Annotated in this window: 11 protein-coding genes and 1 riboswitch; of the genes, 2 read left to right on the top strand and 9 right to left on the bottom strand. The window is 39.9% G+C overall.

Annotation, left to right across the window (positions count from 1 at the left end; all coding sequences use genetic code 11):
• Positions 1-352: SDR family NAD(P)-dependent oxidoreductase (locus ACZFYI_RS05660; protein ID WP_462523146.1), on the bottom strand; the 352-nt coding region annotated here is incomplete at its 3' end.
• Between the two features lie 145 nt (positions 353-497).
• On the opposite strand from ACZFYI_RS05660, the gene ACZFYI_RS05655 reads away from it, so the two are divergent.
• Positions 498-1,325, top strand: a complete 828-nt coding sequence (locus tag ACZFYI_RS05655) for a universal stress protein (protein WP_462523145.1) — start codon at positions 498-500, stop codon at positions 1,323-1,325.
• 71 nt (positions 1,326-1,396) lie between these two features.
• Here the strand turns inward: ACZFYI_RS05655 and ACZFYI_RS05650 are convergent, their stop codons facing one another.
• Genes ACZFYI_RS05650 through ACZFYI_RS05625 form a run of 6 tightly spaced genes read right to left on the bottom strand, consistent with a single transcriptional unit; the run spans position 1,397 to position 9,287 of the window.
• Positions 1,397-3,049 (bottom strand): Na/Pi cotransporter family protein, encoded by a 1,653-nt coding sequence (locus tag ACZFYI_RS05650; protein WP_462523144.1) that lies wholly within the window; start codon positions 3,047-3,049, stop codon positions 1,397-1,399.
• A gap of 52 nt (positions 3,050-3,101) precedes the next feature.
• Entirely contained in the window at positions 3,102-3,665 is a 564-nt protein-coding gene (locus ACZFYI_RS05645; RefSeq protein ID WP_462523143.1) for a PepSY domain-containing protein, read from the bottom strand.
• A gap of 50 nt (positions 3,666-3,715) precedes the next feature.
• Complete coding sequence (locus tag ACZFYI_RS05640) at positions 3,716-4,564, bottom strand: hydroxymethylglutaryl-CoA lyase (protein ID WP_462523142.1); 849 nt, start codon at positions 4,562-4,564, stop codon at positions 3,716-3,718.
• A 22-nt stretch (positions 4,565-4,586) separates the two neighbouring features.
• A complete protein-coding gene (gene metF / locus ACZFYI_RS05635; protein WP_462523141.1) occupies positions 4,587-5,540 on the bottom strand; it encodes a methylenetetrahydrofolate reductase [NAD(P)H] in 954 nt (317 codons plus the stop codon).
• Positions 5,541-5,542: 2 nt separating this feature from the next.
• Positions 5,543-8,251, bottom strand: a complete 2,709-nt coding sequence (gene metH, locus ACZFYI_RS05630; RefSeq protein WP_462523140.1) for a methionine synthase — start codon at positions 8,249-8,251, stop codon at positions 5,543-5,545.
• Positions 8,244-9,287 (bottom strand): homocysteine S-methyltransferase family protein, encoded by a 1,044-nt coding sequence (locus ACZFYI_RS05625; RefSeq protein ID WP_462523139.1) that lies wholly within the window; start codon positions 9,285-9,287, stop codon positions 8,244-8,246. The genes metH and ACZFYI_RS05625 overlap by 8 nt, the downstream gene beginning before the upstream one ends.
• Before the next feature lie 58 nt (positions 9,288-9,345).
• Positions 9,346-9,447, bottom strand: a riboswitch (SAM riboswitch).
• Positions 9,448-9,591: 144 nt separating this feature from the next.
• Here ACZFYI_RS05625 and ACZFYI_RS05620 point away from each other — a divergent pair.
• Positions 9,592-10,176 carry a RidA family protein gene (locus tag ACZFYI_RS05620; protein ID WP_462523138.1) on the top strand — a complete coding sequence of 195 codons (585 nt, stop codon included), beginning with the start codon at positions 9,592-9,594 and terminating at the stop codon, positions 10,174-10,176.
• On the opposite strand, the gene ACZFYI_RS05615 is transcribed toward ACZFYI_RS05620, so the two are convergent.
• Both ACZFYI_RS05615 and ACZFYI_RS05610 read right to left on the bottom strand, forming a co-directional pair.
• A complete protein-coding gene (locus tag ACZFYI_RS05615) occupies positions 10,173-11,480 on the bottom strand; it encodes a hypothetical protein (RefSeq protein ID WP_462523137.1) in 1,308 nt (435 codons plus the stop codon). The two genes, ACZFYI_RS05620 and ACZFYI_RS05615, sit on opposite strands and share 4 nt — an antisense overlap.
• A gap of 62 nt (positions 11,481-11,542) precedes the next feature.
• Complete coding sequence (locus ACZFYI_RS05610; protein WP_462523136.1) at positions 11,543-15,868, bottom strand: PAS domain S-box protein; 4,326 nt, start codon at positions 15,866-15,868, stop codon at positions 11,543-11,545.
• Positions 15,869-16,043: the final 175 nt, after the last annotated feature.

Raw genomic sequence — 16,043 nt, 5'->3', positions numbered from 1 at the left:
CTCCTTTGACATTGATGTTGATAACTTTATCAAAAATATCCTCGGGATATTCTGTCAAAGGCTTAACTACCCCTTCATAACCCGCATTTAGAAATACGACATCAAGTTTACCAAACAATTCTACTGCTTTATCAGTGTAGGCCTTTACCTCATTGGCTTTGCCGATATTGGCTACGAAAGTTTCGACCCCTTCATGGTCTAATTCTTTTTTTGCTTCCTCCAATGCCTTTTGATTGATATCGACTAAAAGGACATTCTTACCACCTTCATCAAGAAACATACGTGCCGTGGCCTTACCGATACCTCCTGCTCCGCCCGTAATAATTATTGATTTATTGTGCAATGCTTTCATGATTTCGAAATTTGATTTATCAAATCTACCTCACTTACAAATACTTAAATAGGAATATAATCAGACCCTCACATGATTTTGATCATAGAAATTTTCCTATTAATTCCACACCTTTATTGAATTAGCAACCAAAAATCCGATAACCATGAAAAGAATAATCGTTCCCATCGACTTTTCCTCCTACTCTGAATTTGCCTTTTTGAGTGCCTTGAAAATTGCACAAAAGGCTGAAAGCAGTATTTCATGTGTCAATGTTGTAAGTACATTATTGGATTGGAATTTCCTTTCCAATGAACAAAAAGCAAAAAACAGTGAAGTTCTCGATATGGAAGCAGAGGCAAAAGACAAATTGAAAGCCTTTATCATGGATCACAAACTCCATGGAGTCCCCGTGGAATCTATAGTAGAGATTGGTGTTCCACAGCATGAAATAGTAAAGATTGCCCAAAAACAAAAAGCAAATTTGATTGTAATCGGAGCATATGGTGCAGGATATCAAGAAGGTAAATTTATTGGGTCCACCCTCCAACATGTGTTGAGAAATGCGGATTGTCCTGTAATGGCAGTCAAAAACACTTTGGATGGAAATGACCTCAGAAAAATGGTTTTTGCATCTATGTTTAATGAAGACTCAAGGCCGGCATTCACCAAAATGAAGGCGGTAATGAAAGATTTTCAGACCGCTGTCCATTTCCTGTATGTCAATACCCCATCCCATTTTGTCAATTCAGAAATTGCCGAATCCAGGATGGATGCCTATGCCAAAGGATTTGAAGACTTAGTGATACATAAGCATGTATATTGTCATGCAGAACCTGAAAACGGGATTGTAGAATTTTCAAAAAGTCGCAAAATCGGCTTTATTGGAATTGTTTCAGGCAATAGAAAAGGAATGGCGACTTATCAAGTCGGGGTGACTGATACGGTCATTTACAAGTCAGAAATCGCAGTATTGAGTGTTAAGGTGGAGTAACCATATTGACCACCAACTTTGTTTTTGTTCCTTCAAACCTTTGAAACCTTTTTTCAAAGGTTTGTTTTTTATCAAGGACTGACGTCAATAACTTCCTTTTTTTGGTGCTTCCAATGGATTACGGAACTGCCTAAGTTATCCAGTCCGCTAATTACCTGTTTGATGACATTGTTGAGTGTTGAGATGGGAAATTCAAGATTTTTGGACTTCAGATCTTCATACAATTCGGAAATCCAGATTTTGTATTGTTTTGAATTTTCATTGACCCAATTGGGTTCATTTTCAGGAATGGTATCTAACTTCTTATAGGCCTCCATTTTTTCAATAAAAGCAATCACATAGGCTTTAATTTTGCCATGAAGCGCTACTACGAGACGGTCTTCTTCATCTTCCATATCTCTGATATTGTGCATGACATCTTTGATGTCTTTGGCGGCAAAGACCATTGTCCTCAAGGCCAACATCAGGGAAGTCAGTTTTTGTGCTTCCTTTTCGCTTAAGAATTCTTCTTGTAGAAGAATATGGTATTTGGTGATTTCATCCTCGAGGCTCTTGATCCGGCTATATTCTTCAAGGAGGTTCATGGGCTGGTAAAGGATTTTACGCCATATAGACATGCCATTTTCTTTCAATTCTCCGTTTTCCAAAACATTTAAAATGAAATTGACTGTACTATCATAAGCCAATAATATTTCTTTTTCCAAAGCTTCCAAGGCCACAGAAGGGACTTTGGTACTGACGTTTTTGATATACTTGGACAATCCCTGAGGCTCATCTTTCTTGAAAAGTTTTTTGAGAAATTTTTCCAATGGATTGATAAACGGATAAAATATGATAATCCCTATAACATTGAGGAATGTATTGAAGAGAACCAACTCCATTAAAGGGTCCTTGACCGAAAATATGGTCATAGTAAAACGAAGAACAGAATTAAGGAAAAGAAATACCAAGATCCCGGTAACTACATTGAACAGAAAATGAGAGAAAGCCAAGCGCTTTTTATCAGCTGTTCCTCCCAAAGATCCGATTCCAAGGGTAACAGTGGTTCCGATATTGGCCCCGATTACCATCGCAGCACCTTCTGTCAGTCCAATCATCCCGGCATTCATGGTGCTCAATACAATGACTATTGCCGCCGAACTTGACTGCATAACTGCGGTAATCACCAAACCTACAATTAGATACAGCCAAGTACCGAAACCTTGGAACCGATCCATATCCATTCCTCCCGTGACTTCCTCTATGGAGGTTTTCATAAAATCAAGTCCCAAAAAAAGCAGTCCGAATCCGATAGAAATTGCTCCAAAGTTCTTGAGGTAAGGCCTGCCTTTGAAGAAAAGAAAAAGAAAACTGCCAAAGCCTAAAAACGGAAGGGAAAATGCCTCTACACTTAATTTGAAGCCCAAAGTAGCTACAATCCATGCGGTGGCGGTAGTTCCTAAATTTGCACCCAAAACCACTCCAAGTGCATTTTTTAGATTCAGCACACCTGCTCCCAAAAAAGCCAATACCATCAAAGTCACAAGGGAACTGCTCTGTAAAATTGCAGTCACAAAAGTTCCTGTCAAAACTCCCTTCCAGGCAGACCCGGTAAACCTATGCATCAAATGTTTCAGCGAGTTACCACCGATTTCCTTGATTGCGGTCTCCAATTGAAAGATCCCCCAAAGGAAAATGCCTATGCCAGCAAAAAATTTCCAAAAGTCAAAGTCATCCTGATTCATAACCTTACAGCCTTAAACAAATATAGAAAGCTATGGTGACAATTTGAATGATTTAGGGTAAAGGTCGGTTTTTTAAATTTTTGATCATTTTTGGTAAATACCAAAGGAAAAAACCCGTAAAACAAAGCAACAGCAAAACCAAGGAAGTCAAAGTGCTGTAGGTGATTTTGGAAATTTCTGAATCTGATTCTAGCAAAAAATCGAAAATGCTTCCATCATGGATTTTTTCTATCATGTCAGAATTTCTTTGGCTGACGGAGAGTATTTCACCCGAAAAGCCATCCACTTGGATTTCGGTAAAATGTCTCTTGAATACAATCTTTGCTATTCCCTTTTCCGGTCTGACATCTACCCTATCTATCAGATCACTTTTTTGGAGACTGTCTCTTGCAAAAGTCTTTCCTATCTCCATCATTTTTTCCAAAGGAATCCAATTGGAAGGATTTTCAACTTTTGTACTTTGGGTTTTGGGTATAAGTCCCCATTCTTTTTTCCAAGCCAAAAGAATAGCTGTGACACCAATAACCACAAGAAAAAACACAAAGAATATACTTATCCATTTGTGGATCCGTCTGTAGAATCTGGTCTGGTAAGCTTTTTTGGAAATTTTACTCATAAAAAAATGTCGAATATCTGATTGATCTATCCTAAAAAACAAAAGTCATCTCAATGGAACACCACATTGGCAAGCTTCATCGCCTCACCGAATTCCATCCGATTGAGATCCAATTCATAGCCTTCCTGTTCCAAAATCCTTATCAATGATTCTGTAGCAACATTTCCTACTAGATCATCTTTGGCCATCGGGCATCCCCCGAAGCCCAGCATCGCACTGTCAAACCTGAAGCAGCCCGCCTTCAGTGCAGCCATGATTTTGGGTTCAAGGTTATCAGGATGCGTATGTAAATGCATTCCAAATTCTATTTTAGGGTAGGATTGTGAATTGACAGTAAACAATTCTGAAATCAGTTCAGGCTGTGCAGTACCGACAGTATCTGCAAAAGAAATGATTTTGATGCCCATGTCATCTAAATTTCTCACAAAATCTGCCACCAATTCCGGGGAATAGGGATCATTATAAGGATTTCCAAAACCCATGCTGAGGTAGGTAACCAAAGTTTTACCTTTGATCTCAGAGAGGTTTTGAATATTCTCTATTGCCTCCAAAGCTTCAGAAATTGACTTATTGGTATTACGTTGCTGAAATGTCTCTGAAAGAGATAGGGGAAAACCGAGAAAATCGATTTCCTCAAAATGACATGCATCTTCTGCCCCCCTTACGTTGGCGACAATAGCAAGGAGCTTGGATTTCGTCCCAAACAGATCCAATTGCTCTAAAACTTCAGCAGTATCCCTCATTTGGGGAATGGCTTTCGGACTTACGAAACTCCCGAAGTCAATGGTATCAAACCCAACTTGCAGCAGTTGGTTGATAAAAGCAGCTTTAATCGCAGTATCTATGAATTCCGCTCTGCCCTGCATGGCATCGCGGGGACATTCCACCAATTTGATCATTGCTCTAATGTAACGAAATCCCTTAAAAGACTTCTTTGGCTATTTTATAAGTGGCATCTGCTTTACTCATGGTGTAATAATGCAATACCTCAACACCGTTGGCAACCAACTCTTTGCTTTGATAGATAGCCCATTCGATGCCTACTTCTTTTACATCTGCATTGGTCTTGCACTTTTCGAGTTCATCCATCAAGGCATCAGGCATATCCAAGAAGAACGTCCTTGGAAGCATACTGATTTGACCCAAAGTTGTGATGGGCTTCAATCCCGGAATGATGGGAACGGTGATCCCCAAAGCCCTTACATTCTTTACAAAATCAAAAAATTTCTGGTTGTCGAAAAACATTTGAGTGACGATGTATTCAGCACCGGCATCTATTTTGTCTTTCAAGTACTTCAAATCAAATTTCATATTTGGGGCCTCAAAATGCTTTTCGGGATAGCCACCGACTCCCACACAAAAATCAGTATGGAAACCTGTTTCAGTTTCTTCATGTAGGTATTTCCCATGGTTCATTCCTATGATCTGCTTGATCAAATCTTTTGTAAACTCATGCCCATTGGGTTCGGGCTTGAAGCTTCCTTCATTTTTTGGGGCATCGCCACGTAAAGCCAAGACATTTTGCACCCCGATAAAATTCAGGTCAATGAGCGCATTTTCAGTTTCTTCTTTGGAAAAACCTCCACATAGCAAATGAGGAACCGCCTCAACATGGAATCTATTCATCAATGCAGCACAGATCCCGACAGTACCGGGACGCTTTTTGGTGCTCACTTTCTCCAAAAGGCCATTGGGATGTTTTTTAAATATGAATTCTTCCCTATGGTAAGTCACATCCACAAATGGTGGCTTAAATTCCATCAATGGCTCAATCCCCACCAACAAATCTTTCAGGCTTTGACCTTTCAATGGAGGAAGAATTTCAAAGGAGAACAAGGTTTTCTCCGCCTGCGCTATATATTCTGTAATTTTCATTTCTACTTTTCTTGGACTTGTAATGATGGTGAATAAGCTAAATTCGGTGATAACCAGCGTTCTGACTGCGCTTTACTGACGCCTTTTCGTTTGGCGTAATCTTCCACTTGGTCCTCCCCTATTTTGCCCAATCCAAAATATTTACTTTCTGGATGGCCGAAGTAAAACCCGCTAACAGACGAGGTGGGATACATGGCGAAGCTATCAGTCAAAGTAATCCCGACGGATTTTTCTACCTGTAGCAAATTGAAAAGCGTTCTTTTTTCAGAATGTTCAGGGCATGCAGGATAGCCGGGTGCCGGGCGGATTCCTAGGTATTCTTCTTTGATCAAAGCTTCATTTTCCAATATTTCAGATTTGGCATATCCCCAAAGTTCTTTTCTGACCAACTCATGCAGGTATTCCGCTCCCGCTTCTGCCAACCTATCCGCCAAAGCTTTCAGCATGATGTCATGGTAGTCGTCGTGGTTTTTTTGAAATTCTTCCAGTTTGGATTCAATTCCCCAACCTGCAGTGACTGCGAATCCTCCCATAAAATCTGTTTTTTCAGGATGTATATAATCTGCCAAAGACCTGTTGGGCACTCCTTTTCCTTTCTTGCCTTGCTGACGCAAAAAATGAAACCCAAATTCGGATTCCTTCCCATTCATAACAACTATGACGTCATCTTGATTTCTATGGACAGGAAATAAATTCACGACTGCCTTGGCTTGTAACCATTTTTCAGCGATTATCTGATCAAGCATCTTGTTGGCTTCATCATAAAGTTTTTTGGCTTCATGGCCGACTACTTCATCTTCAAAGATTTTGGGATACCTTCCTGTAAGCATCCAAGTAGAGAAAAACGGGGTCCAATCAATATATTTTCTCAGCAAAGACAAATCAAGGTCTTGAAAAACCGTTTCTCCCAATTTAGCCGGAACAACAGGTTCATAATTTACCCAATCGATATAAACTGGATTGGCTTTGGCTTCCTCATAGGAGACAAGTTGTTTCACCTGTTGTTTGGCCTCATGCTCGATACGAAGTTGTTGGTAAGTTTCTTTGATCTGCTTGTGGTATGCTGCTTTGGTTTCCTCACTGATAGATTCACCTGCTATCGGAACAGACTTGGAAGCATCAGTCACATGGATGACTATGCCGCTATAAGCTGGATCGATTTTAACAGCAGTATGGATTCTAGAAGTCGTCGCTCCCCCTATCAACAATGGAATCTGAAGTCCCTGACGCTCCATTTCGGAAGCGACATAGACCATTTCATCCAATGAAGGCGTAATCAAGCCGCTCAGTCCTATGATGTCCACCTTGTTTTTGATGGCCTCATCGATGATTTTCTGAGCATCTACCATCACACCAAGGTCAATGATCTGATAACTGTTGCAGGCCAATACTACACCGACAATATTTTTTCCAATATCATGTACGTCTCCCTTGACGGTGGCCAAGAGGATTTTCTTGATGCTACTTTGTTCGGCATTGTAATCCAAATCTCCGACTTTGGGCATGAATGGCTCTAGGTAAGCAACAGCTTTTTTCATCACCCTCGCAGATTTGACCACTTGGGGAAGGAACATTTTGCCCTCTCCAAATAAATCACCAACCACATTCATCCCATCCATCAAAGGACCTTCGATGACCTTGAGCGGGTTCTGGTATTTCAATCTTGCTTCTTCAGTATCTTCAATGACAAAGTCAATGATGCCTTTGACCAATGCGTGTTCTATCCTTTTTTCAACAGGAAACTCTCTCCATGCTTCGTTTACAATTTCTTTTTTTCCGGAAGCTTTTACTGTTTCCGCAAATGAAAGCAATTGCTCAGTGGCATCTTCTGTCCTATCAAAAAGCACATCTTCCACTTTTTGAAGTAGGTCCTTGGGAATATCATCATACACTTCAAGCATGGTTGGATTGACAATTCCCATATCCATTCCGTGCTGTATGGCATGGTAGAGAAATGCAGCATGCATCGCTTCTCTCACAGGATCATTGCCTCTGAAAGAAAAACTGACATTACTCACACCTCCACTGACTTTGGCTCCCGGAAGGTTCTGTTTGATCCATTGCGTAGCGTGAAAAAAGTCTAGGGCATTTTTTCTATGCTCATCCATTCCTGTGGCTACAGGGAAAATATTCGGATCAAAAATGATATCCTGAGGATTGAACCTGACGATATTTACAAGAATATCGTAGCTTCTTTTACATATATCAATTCTTCTCTGATAAGTATCGGCCTGACCTTTTTCATCAAAAGCCATAACGACTACCGCCGCTCCGAATTTTTTGATGGTTTTTGCCTGATGGATAAATTCGGCTTCCCCGTTCTTCAAACTAATAGAATTGACTATTCCTTTACCTTGGATACATTTCAATCCGGCAAGGATTATTTCCCAGCGGGAACTGTCAATCATGATCGGAATCCTACTGATTTCAGGCTCTGAAGCGATGAGGTTAAGGAATTTTTTCATAGCAGCCACACCATCTAGCATGCCTTCATCCATGCAGACATCCAATACCTGCGCTCCTCCTCTTACCTGATCCAATGCGATTTCAAGAGCTTCATCATATTGGCCGTTGAGGATCAGTCTTGCAAATTTCTTTGATCCGGTGATATTTGTTCTTTCACCGACGTTGACAAAGTTGATCTCAGGAGTGAAAACCAAAGGCTCCAATCCTGACAACTTCATTGCCTGGTGTTTTTTGATTTTACTCATCTCCTGCGTTTACAAATTCTATTTTTCTCGGAGCATATTTCTCCGCTATTTTCGCTATGGCCGCAATATGCTCCGGTGTGGTGCCGCAGCATCCTCCCAAAATATTCACATGGCCTTCTTTCAAAAAGTCTTCTATCTGTCCCGCCATTTCATTTGCACCCTGATCGTATTGGCCAAATTCGTTGGGCAAACCGGCATTTGGATACGCAGAAACAAGGAAGGGTGCATTTTCAGCCAAGACTTTAAGGTAAGGCCTAAGTTCTTTTGCGCCCAAAGCACAATTCAACCCTACACTGAACAAAGGAACATGGGATACAGAAATCAAAAACGCTTCTGTAGTTTGTCCTGAGAGTGTACGTCCTGAAGCATCTGTGATGGTTCCCGAAATCATGATGGGAATGCCTCCTTCTTCAGGATTCAAAGGGATATTTCTTTCTTCGAAAACCTCTTGTATTGCAAAAAGAGCAGCTTTTGCATTGAGAGTGTCAAAGATTGTTTCCACCAAAAGAATATCGGAACCACCATCCAACAGTCCCCTCACCTGTTCTTTATAGGCATCAGACAATTGGTCAAAGGTAATGGCACGATATCCCGGATCATTGACATCAGGAGATAGGGAAGCTGTTTTATTTGTAGGGCCCAAAGCACCTGCCACAAACCTCGGTTTGGACGGGTTCTTGGCGGTGGATTCATCTGCTACTTCGCGTGCAATTTTGGCGGACTGGAAATTGATCTCATAAGCCAAATACTGCAATCCATAATCTTCCTGTGCAATAGAAGTTCCACTAAAAGTATTGGTCTCAATAATATCAGCTCCTGCTTCCAAATAGGCCGCATGGATAGATTTGATGACATCAGGTCTCGAAAGCGAGAGCAGGTCATTGTTGCCTTTAAGCGGTTTGGGATGGCTGGCAAGTTCGGGGGTCCGGAAATCCTCCTCAGTCAGCTTAAAACGCTGAATCATGGTACCCATGGCACCGTCGAGGATAAGGATTTTATTCTTGGCTAGAGAGAGTAATAAATCGGTTCTGTTCATGAATATGGTGTATCAAAAACTTATGCGAGCAAGAACCGGAAAAAAGAATTCATTCTTCCGCTCATCTTCTTCCGGCTTTTCCGGAATAGGAATTAGCACCTTGTAAAATCAGGTTGCCAAGACTTCATAGGGCCTTTCCCTCAGTCTTTCTCGATAAGCAATTCAAATTTAAATGCAAAAATTGAATTTTGTGGTTTTTTATAGAGATTCTTTAATAGAATAGGTATATATTTCTTATATCTGTGAAATCAGAAACGATTCCATGAAAAAAGTTTAACCTCTAAAATTCCATCAATTCTGTCTTATGAAATTTGAAAACCTTCACACCAGATCCATTTCTTTTGCTTTATCTTTTATGTTTTTGCTTTTCACCTTTTCCTGTAGCACTCCTGAATCTCAAACCCAAAAAATTTCCGAGGATACTTGGGACGCCGAACAAAAGCTCAAAGACTTGGGGATTGTCCTGCCTGAAGCAAGTTCGCCGGTAGCCAATTATGTCAATGCGGTCAGAACCGGTAACCTGCTTTTCCTTGCCGGAAAGGGACCCGGCCTTCCCGATGGCTCTTATATAACCGGAAAGGTAGGTCAGGATTTGACCATTGAGGAGGGAAAAGAAGCTGCCCGTATGGTTGCGATTAACCAATTGGCTGTACTAAAAGCGGAATTAGGCGATTTAAACAAAGTCAAACGGGTGGTAAAAGTATTGGGAATGGTCAACTGTGGCCCGGATTTTACCCAACAGCCACAGGTCATCAATGGATTTTCTGATTTGATGGTAGAAGTATTTGGAGAAAAAGGGAAACATGCCAGATCTGCTGTGGGTATGAATGCATTGCCGATGAACATCGCCGTAGAAGTGGAATTGATAGTAGAGATCGAAGACAATTAATGCTTGATCCCTACACTTAGCTGGAAGTAGGGATTAGACATATATCCTGACATTGGCAAGTCAAGTAGTTTGTAATTGGCCAAAGGGATTTCATATCCGCCGTTAATTCCAAACATCAACTTGGAAGAATGGTTTGGAGAAATAGGTATTCCATATGCAACAAAAACCTCAGGCTTAGCCATCAGTCCTCCTTTTCTCAAAAACGCATCATGTAAAGGTTCTTCAAACAAACGGGGAAAATCAGGTTTGGCATTGTCTAGCAGGCTGTAGCGGATATTGCCATACCCTATACCACCCGTCCCTCCCAGTTCGAGGTTTTTCCTTTCAAAAAATTTCATCCCTACATTTCCATATACCCTTAGGCTGTTTAGGGTATGGCTTTTTGATTCGTTTGCCTCTTCTGAAAGTCCAAGGTTGTAAAAATCAAACCCATATAGTAATCCCTTGCTTTCCCCCATAACTTTCAATCCAATATTGTTTGGTCTTCCTTTAAAAGGAGCAAGTCCATTCTGTTCTAAGACTGCATTGAACTTATCCGGCTTTGTAAAATGAAATCCATAAATCAAATGGGCACCTATTGCAGCATCTTTGTAAAAGAAATTGTGATCGGGAATTGTAACCCCAGCTCCCAACCTTATGAAAGCACCACTTTGGGTACTGTTAAACCTGATTCCGTTTAGTTTCCAGGAATCCTCAAATGGACTAAAGGAATAGCCAAACCTTGCCAAAAGCTCAATCGCTTCCTCCCTTCCAGGAATAGGTATGTCGTAGCTCATCTGAAACCCAATTTCGGTAAGAAATCCTGTCATGTTCAGTGTACCTTTATGGAGATTGCCATCCCTAAGTATAAAACCATGTTCAGGATTCTGAAAAAATCCCTCAAGGTCTTGTTCAGGATTCTCTTGAAGCATCTGGAAATTTAAAAATCCTGTACCTACCGACATGTAATGGATCAATTGGAAATTTCCTTCTTCAGTAAATGCAAACCCCACATTTAGATTAAATCTCGTGGTATGGTAATCGATCTGGTATCCGTCAAAATTTGATTTTGGCCCGCTGTTTTGTAGTAGTTCCAAACCAAGTATAAAGTCATTGAATCTGGTGATATAACCAAAAGTTAGATTGGAATAGCTGTTCCTCATCGGAGAAAGCCCCTTATTTGCCAACATCTGGTTAAACTCCCTGAGGTTGGCGCCGGTTTTTCCAAATGTCATATACATCGTAGTCCTATTGGACTTCTGAATCTGGGAAAAAGAATGAAATCCAAAAGAAAATAAAAGTAGAAGTACTAAGAAAAGCCTCATACCATTTTGTTTGACTTCAAAATTATAATGAAAGAGATAATCGCTAGCTCCTTTTTTCAAATTTATGGCTTAAGGTATTTGAGTATTTTGGTATAAAGATTATCGGGGTTAAACGGTTTGCTGATATAATCATCCATTCCCACTTTATCCAATTGGTCTTTAACTTCAATCAACGAAGAAGCTGTCAGTGCAATTATTGGAACATTCCTCTTTTTTTCATCTTTCATATTTCTAATCAACTCAGCCACTTGGAACCCATCCATTTCAGGCATCTGAAGGTCAAGCAATATCAAATTAAAATTCTGCTTCATGTATGCTTCAATCGCCTCATTTCCGTCATTGGCCATTACCACATTCTTTACTCCCCACTTATTTAGAAATTTCTTGATCATGATCTGGTTTACCAGGTTGTCTTCTGCCACCAAGACACTGGCTTCTTGAAGGAATTGTAATCCATCAGAATGACTTTTGTCTGTAAGGATGGCTTTAGCATAGGGTTTTTCAAATGTTGCAATAAAAGTAAATCTGGTTCCTCCTTCTTCCCTCTGATAGGCTTTGATCTCGGCTCCAAATAATTGCACCAATCTTTTGACAATGGCGAGTCCAAGGCCTGTTCCACCATATTTTCTTGTTGTGGCTGCGCTTGCCTGAGTAAATGCTTCAAATACCAGGTCTAGCTTGTCTTTGGAAATTCCTATACCGGAATCCTCAAAATCAAACCGGATAGTAATTTTTCTTTCATCCTCCTTCTCATTTGTCAACTTGATTTTTATAAAACCTTTTTCAGTAAATTTTATGGCGTTAGAAACCAAATTATTGACTATTTGACCCAATCTCACCGGATCGCCAATTAGGTTTTGTGGTAAAGATGGATCAGTTTCAAATATAACATTTAGGGCTTTTTCCCTTGCTTGGTAGGAATAAGAGTGAAGGATTCTATTGAAAACATTATTCAATTCAAAATTGACTTTTTCAAGCTCAACTTTCCCTGAATCAATTTTGCTGTAATCCAAAATATCATTGATCAAACCTAACAGGTTCTCAGCCGAAAACTGCAAGGTTTTCAGGTTTTCAAGCTGATCCGGTCGGGGCTCATCCTCAATCAAAAGGTGCGCCATCCCAATTACTGCATTCATTGGAGTCCTGATTTCATGACTCATTATGGACAGAAACTGAGACTTGATTGTAGATGCCTGTTCTGCCCTTTCTTTGGCGTGGAAAAGTTCCTTTTGGGCTTCTTTAAGTTTGGTGATATCTCTTGCAATTCCGGTATAGTACATTTTTTTCCCTTCCTCATCAGTTACCAACTTCCCGTTGGAACTGAATACCCGATAATCTCCGGCAAGGTGCCTTAGCCGGAATTCGAGATATTGGTTTTCTTTAAAAAAATTCGGCTCGGATTTACTTCTTTCTGCAAACGCAGAAAGGTCATCAGGATGTAGAAAATCAACCAACCTCCGCCGCATCACTTCTTCTGAAGGATAGCCAAGGAATTGCTTGACATTAGGCGATATGTATGTCAAGGTCATATCTAAATCCAAGGAGAAAATGATCTCTGTGGATTCCTCTACAAGTTTTCTGTATTTTTCTTCATTCTTTCTCAGACTTTCTTTTGCCTGATGCTCCTCATTGATATCTCTCAATATCCCGAGTGCATATTCAATCTCTCCCCCATACATAATGGGACGCACTGTGATCTCATATACCCGTCGACGGAAAACGAGATGCTTTTGGATAATCTCATTTTTGAGCAATGCCCGGGTAACAATTGGTTGGATTTCGTTGAGATTGCCAGGATGGACTTCTGCCAAGGTCTTTCCTTCAAAATCCTTTGCCGTCATTCCCCAATCCGCAAAATTTGTGCCTTGAGCTACTATATACCTCAGATCCCTATCAATCAAAAATATACTTGTCCCGGGAATATTGGAAGCCAAAACCCGATACCTCTCCTGACTTCTGAGGATTTCTTCCCTATTATATTTCCTCTCTGTAATATCCTGTAAGATTCCTTCATGGACAAAAATTCGGCCCTCCGAATCATACACTTCCCGGGTTCTATCTTCTACCCATCTATATGAACCATCTCCCTTTCTGATTCTGTATTCTCCTGAAAAAGCCGGGATACCGTTTTCATTTTCTCTGGCATAATGGTAATCCAAAAGCCTGATCACATCATCCGGGTGAATCAAATCAAGAATACTCGTTTTCGAGTTTACCAGTTTGGAAGAATTATATCCAAACTGCCTGATATTTTCGGTAATATAAAGGATTCTGAAATTTTCATTCGGATCAACAGTAAACAATACAGCAGGACTGTTTTCTACAATCATTTGGGCTTTTCTTGCAATAGCTTCCTGCCTGACTTGAAGGGATAGGTTTCTGATCACAAAAGAATAACCGATTTTCTCCTGATCATCATTTAAAAATTGCTGAACTGAGACTTCATAGGGGTCCACTACTCCTGTCCTTAGCTTGAGTTGCATTTGTTTGGTGATTCCCTCATTGGATTTCAGGCTTCCCAAAAGCCTCTCCAAAGTGTTTAAATCTTCAAAAATAAACTCAAAAAGGTCTGTAATTTTCCCTTGAAAGTTTTCACTCTCTGCTATTTTACACTCTTTTAGACCTGCTTTATTAATATAAATTATTTTGAGGGAACCATCGGTTACCACGATAGGATCGTCCACTTGGGTCAGAATCTGAGACTGGAGTTTCAGATAGTTTTCAGCATCCTTTTTATGGGTGATATCCGAGCAATACCCAAAAACCTCTACCTCCTCACTGTCCCGAATCTCCCTAACCTGTATGGTGAAGCTTATGAATTTTTCCTTTCCCTCTTTGGTGAAAATACTGAATTCTCCGTAAGTGGTACTTCGGGTTTTGACTGCAATTTTTAATTTTTCAAGGAATTCCCTTCTATCACCTTTTTTTATTCTGCTCAAAAAGCCCGTAAAGTCTGAGGAATAAATATCCTCCTCCAAATCAAATATTCTCCTTAGCCCTGAAGAATAAAAAATCCTTCTTTTGGTATTGCTGAATCTCCAAGAGCCTGATTTAGCCAATATTTCTGTTGAAGCAAGGAGCTTTTCATTGCGTTCAAGCCTCTTTTTAATAGCTCTGTTGATAAAACTACCGGCATAAACATCTCCCAATTGCCGGAGAACATATTCATCTTTTTCGTGCCAGGCTCTTTTTTCATGGACAGCATCAAGTCCAAAGAAACCTATCAGTTTGTTTTCTGAAAAAATGGGAATCAGGACAAATGATTTTATTCCCTGTTGTTGGTAGATTTCCTTTTCAGCCTCAAAATTTTCGGGCATTAGATCTACATCAGGGACGACCAAAATTTCCCCTTTTCGAAGAGATTCGATTGTCAGGTTTTCGGCAGTGATCGGTAGGTTTTTGAGGTATTGGATCTGTGATTCAATCCCAGGGGCAGTCCATTCATAGACATTCTCGATTTCCTGCAGATCATCATGAACCAGAAAAATATAAGCACGATCGGCTTTTTCAAATTCTCCCAACATCATCAGAGACAATTTAAAAACTTCATCAACCTGATCATATCCTGCATTTACAAATCTCGCAGAGATCCTATTTATCAGATTCTCAAGCTCATATCTTTTCTGCAAAGATTTTTTGGCCTTCCAATATCCGGTGATATCCCGGGCACTGAATAAAATCCCGTTGATATTGGGATCGTCCAGTAAGTTTCTGCTGTAACTTTCTATATAGACTCTTTTCCCTCCAGGAATATCAACCCAAAAATTGATGTTAACCTCAGATTTTGAAGTATAAACCTGCTCCAAATCCCCCTCATCTATTTGGATAATGCCTTCGCTAATAAAATCTTTGTAGGATTTCCCAATGATTTTTGAAGTGTCAACACCCAATTTATCGATGACTGCTGCGCTTATAAACTTATATCTTCCCTCCTTGTCCAAAATCGCAACCATGTCATGGCTATGCCTCAAAATACTGCCGACAAAATTTAAATCATGGATGGATTTATTTTCCACTTTGGACAACTGCACCTCTGAAACTCCACTAATTTCCGGTTCTTCTTTTTTGGCAATCGCTACACAAAATCTTTGGTTATCTTCACCGTATATTTTTTTGAATTCCCAGCTGTAATCATAAATATCGCCGTTTTTTTGGGTCAGTGAAGAAAAGTATTTGATATCGGACAAATCACCTTTTGAAAAAAAATCAAAAAGCATCTGCCTTATGGCATCAGAAACAAAAATATTTTTCCAATCTTCGAATAAGCCTTGAATATTTTTTCTAAAATAATCATTCAAAAAAATGTCATTCTCCTTAGAAAAAACAACAACAGGCTCTTGAATTTGATTAAAAAAACCTAAAATATCTAATTTTTTGGCTACACTCATGTATCGCGGATAGAATGCCAGTTCAGTTTGATCCTATATCATTATTGGGAAATTAGGAATTATTCAAACCCGATTATATTCGAAGTTTAATCAATTAAAATACAAAATCAACCAAAATGTTCAAATTAAAATTTTCTTAAAATTAGGTTTATTGGTTTCATCAAGTTGTCAAATT

The sequence above is a fragment of the Aquiflexum sp. genome, from assembly GCF_977115555.1.
The sequence above is the reverse complement of the archived record's forward strand: the minus strand, read 5'-3'. Positions and strand labels throughout refer to the sequence as shown.

Excerpts from the sequence above, each read along its gene's own strand:
- ACZFYI_RS05655 (WP_462523145.1), top strand. The coding sequence starts at position 498 with ATGAAAAGAATAATCGTTCCCATCGACTTTTCCTCCTACTCTGAATTT.
- ACZFYI_RS05650 (WP_462523144.1), bottom strand. The coding sequence starts at position 3,049 with ATGAATCAGGATGACTTTGACTTTTGGAAATTTTTTGCTGGCATAGGC.
- ACZFYI_RS05645 (WP_462523143.1), bottom strand. The coding sequence starts at position 3,665 with ATGAGTAAAATTTCCAAAAAAGCTTACCAGACCAGATTCTACAGACGG.
- ACZFYI_RS05640 (WP_462523142.1), bottom strand. The coding sequence starts at position 4,564 with ATGATCAAATTGGTGGAATGTCCCCGCGATGCCATGCAGGGCAGAGCG.
- metF (WP_462523141.1), bottom strand. The coding sequence starts at position 5,540 with ATGAAAATTACAGAATATATAGCGCAGGCGGAGAAAACCTTGTTCTCC.
- metH (WP_462523140.1), bottom strand. The coding sequence starts at position 8,251 with ATGAGTAAAATCAAAAAACACCAGGCAATGAAGTTGTCAGGATTGGAG.
- ACZFYI_RS05625 (WP_462523139.1), bottom strand. The coding sequence starts at position 9,287 with ATGAACAGAACCGATTTATTACTCTCTCTAGCCAAGAATAAAATCCTT.
- ACZFYI_RS05620 (WP_462523138.1), top strand. The coding sequence starts at position 9,592 with ATGAAATTTGAAAACCTTCACACCAGATCCATTTCTTTTGCTTTATCT.
- ACZFYI_RS05615 (WP_462523137.1), bottom strand. The coding sequence starts at position 11,480 with ATGAGGCTTTTCTTAGTACTTCTACTTTTATTTTCTTTTGGATTTCAT.
- ACZFYI_RS05610 (WP_462523136.1), bottom strand. The coding sequence starts at position 15,868 with ATGAGTGTAGCCAAAAAATTAGATATTTTAGGTTTTTTTAATCAAATT.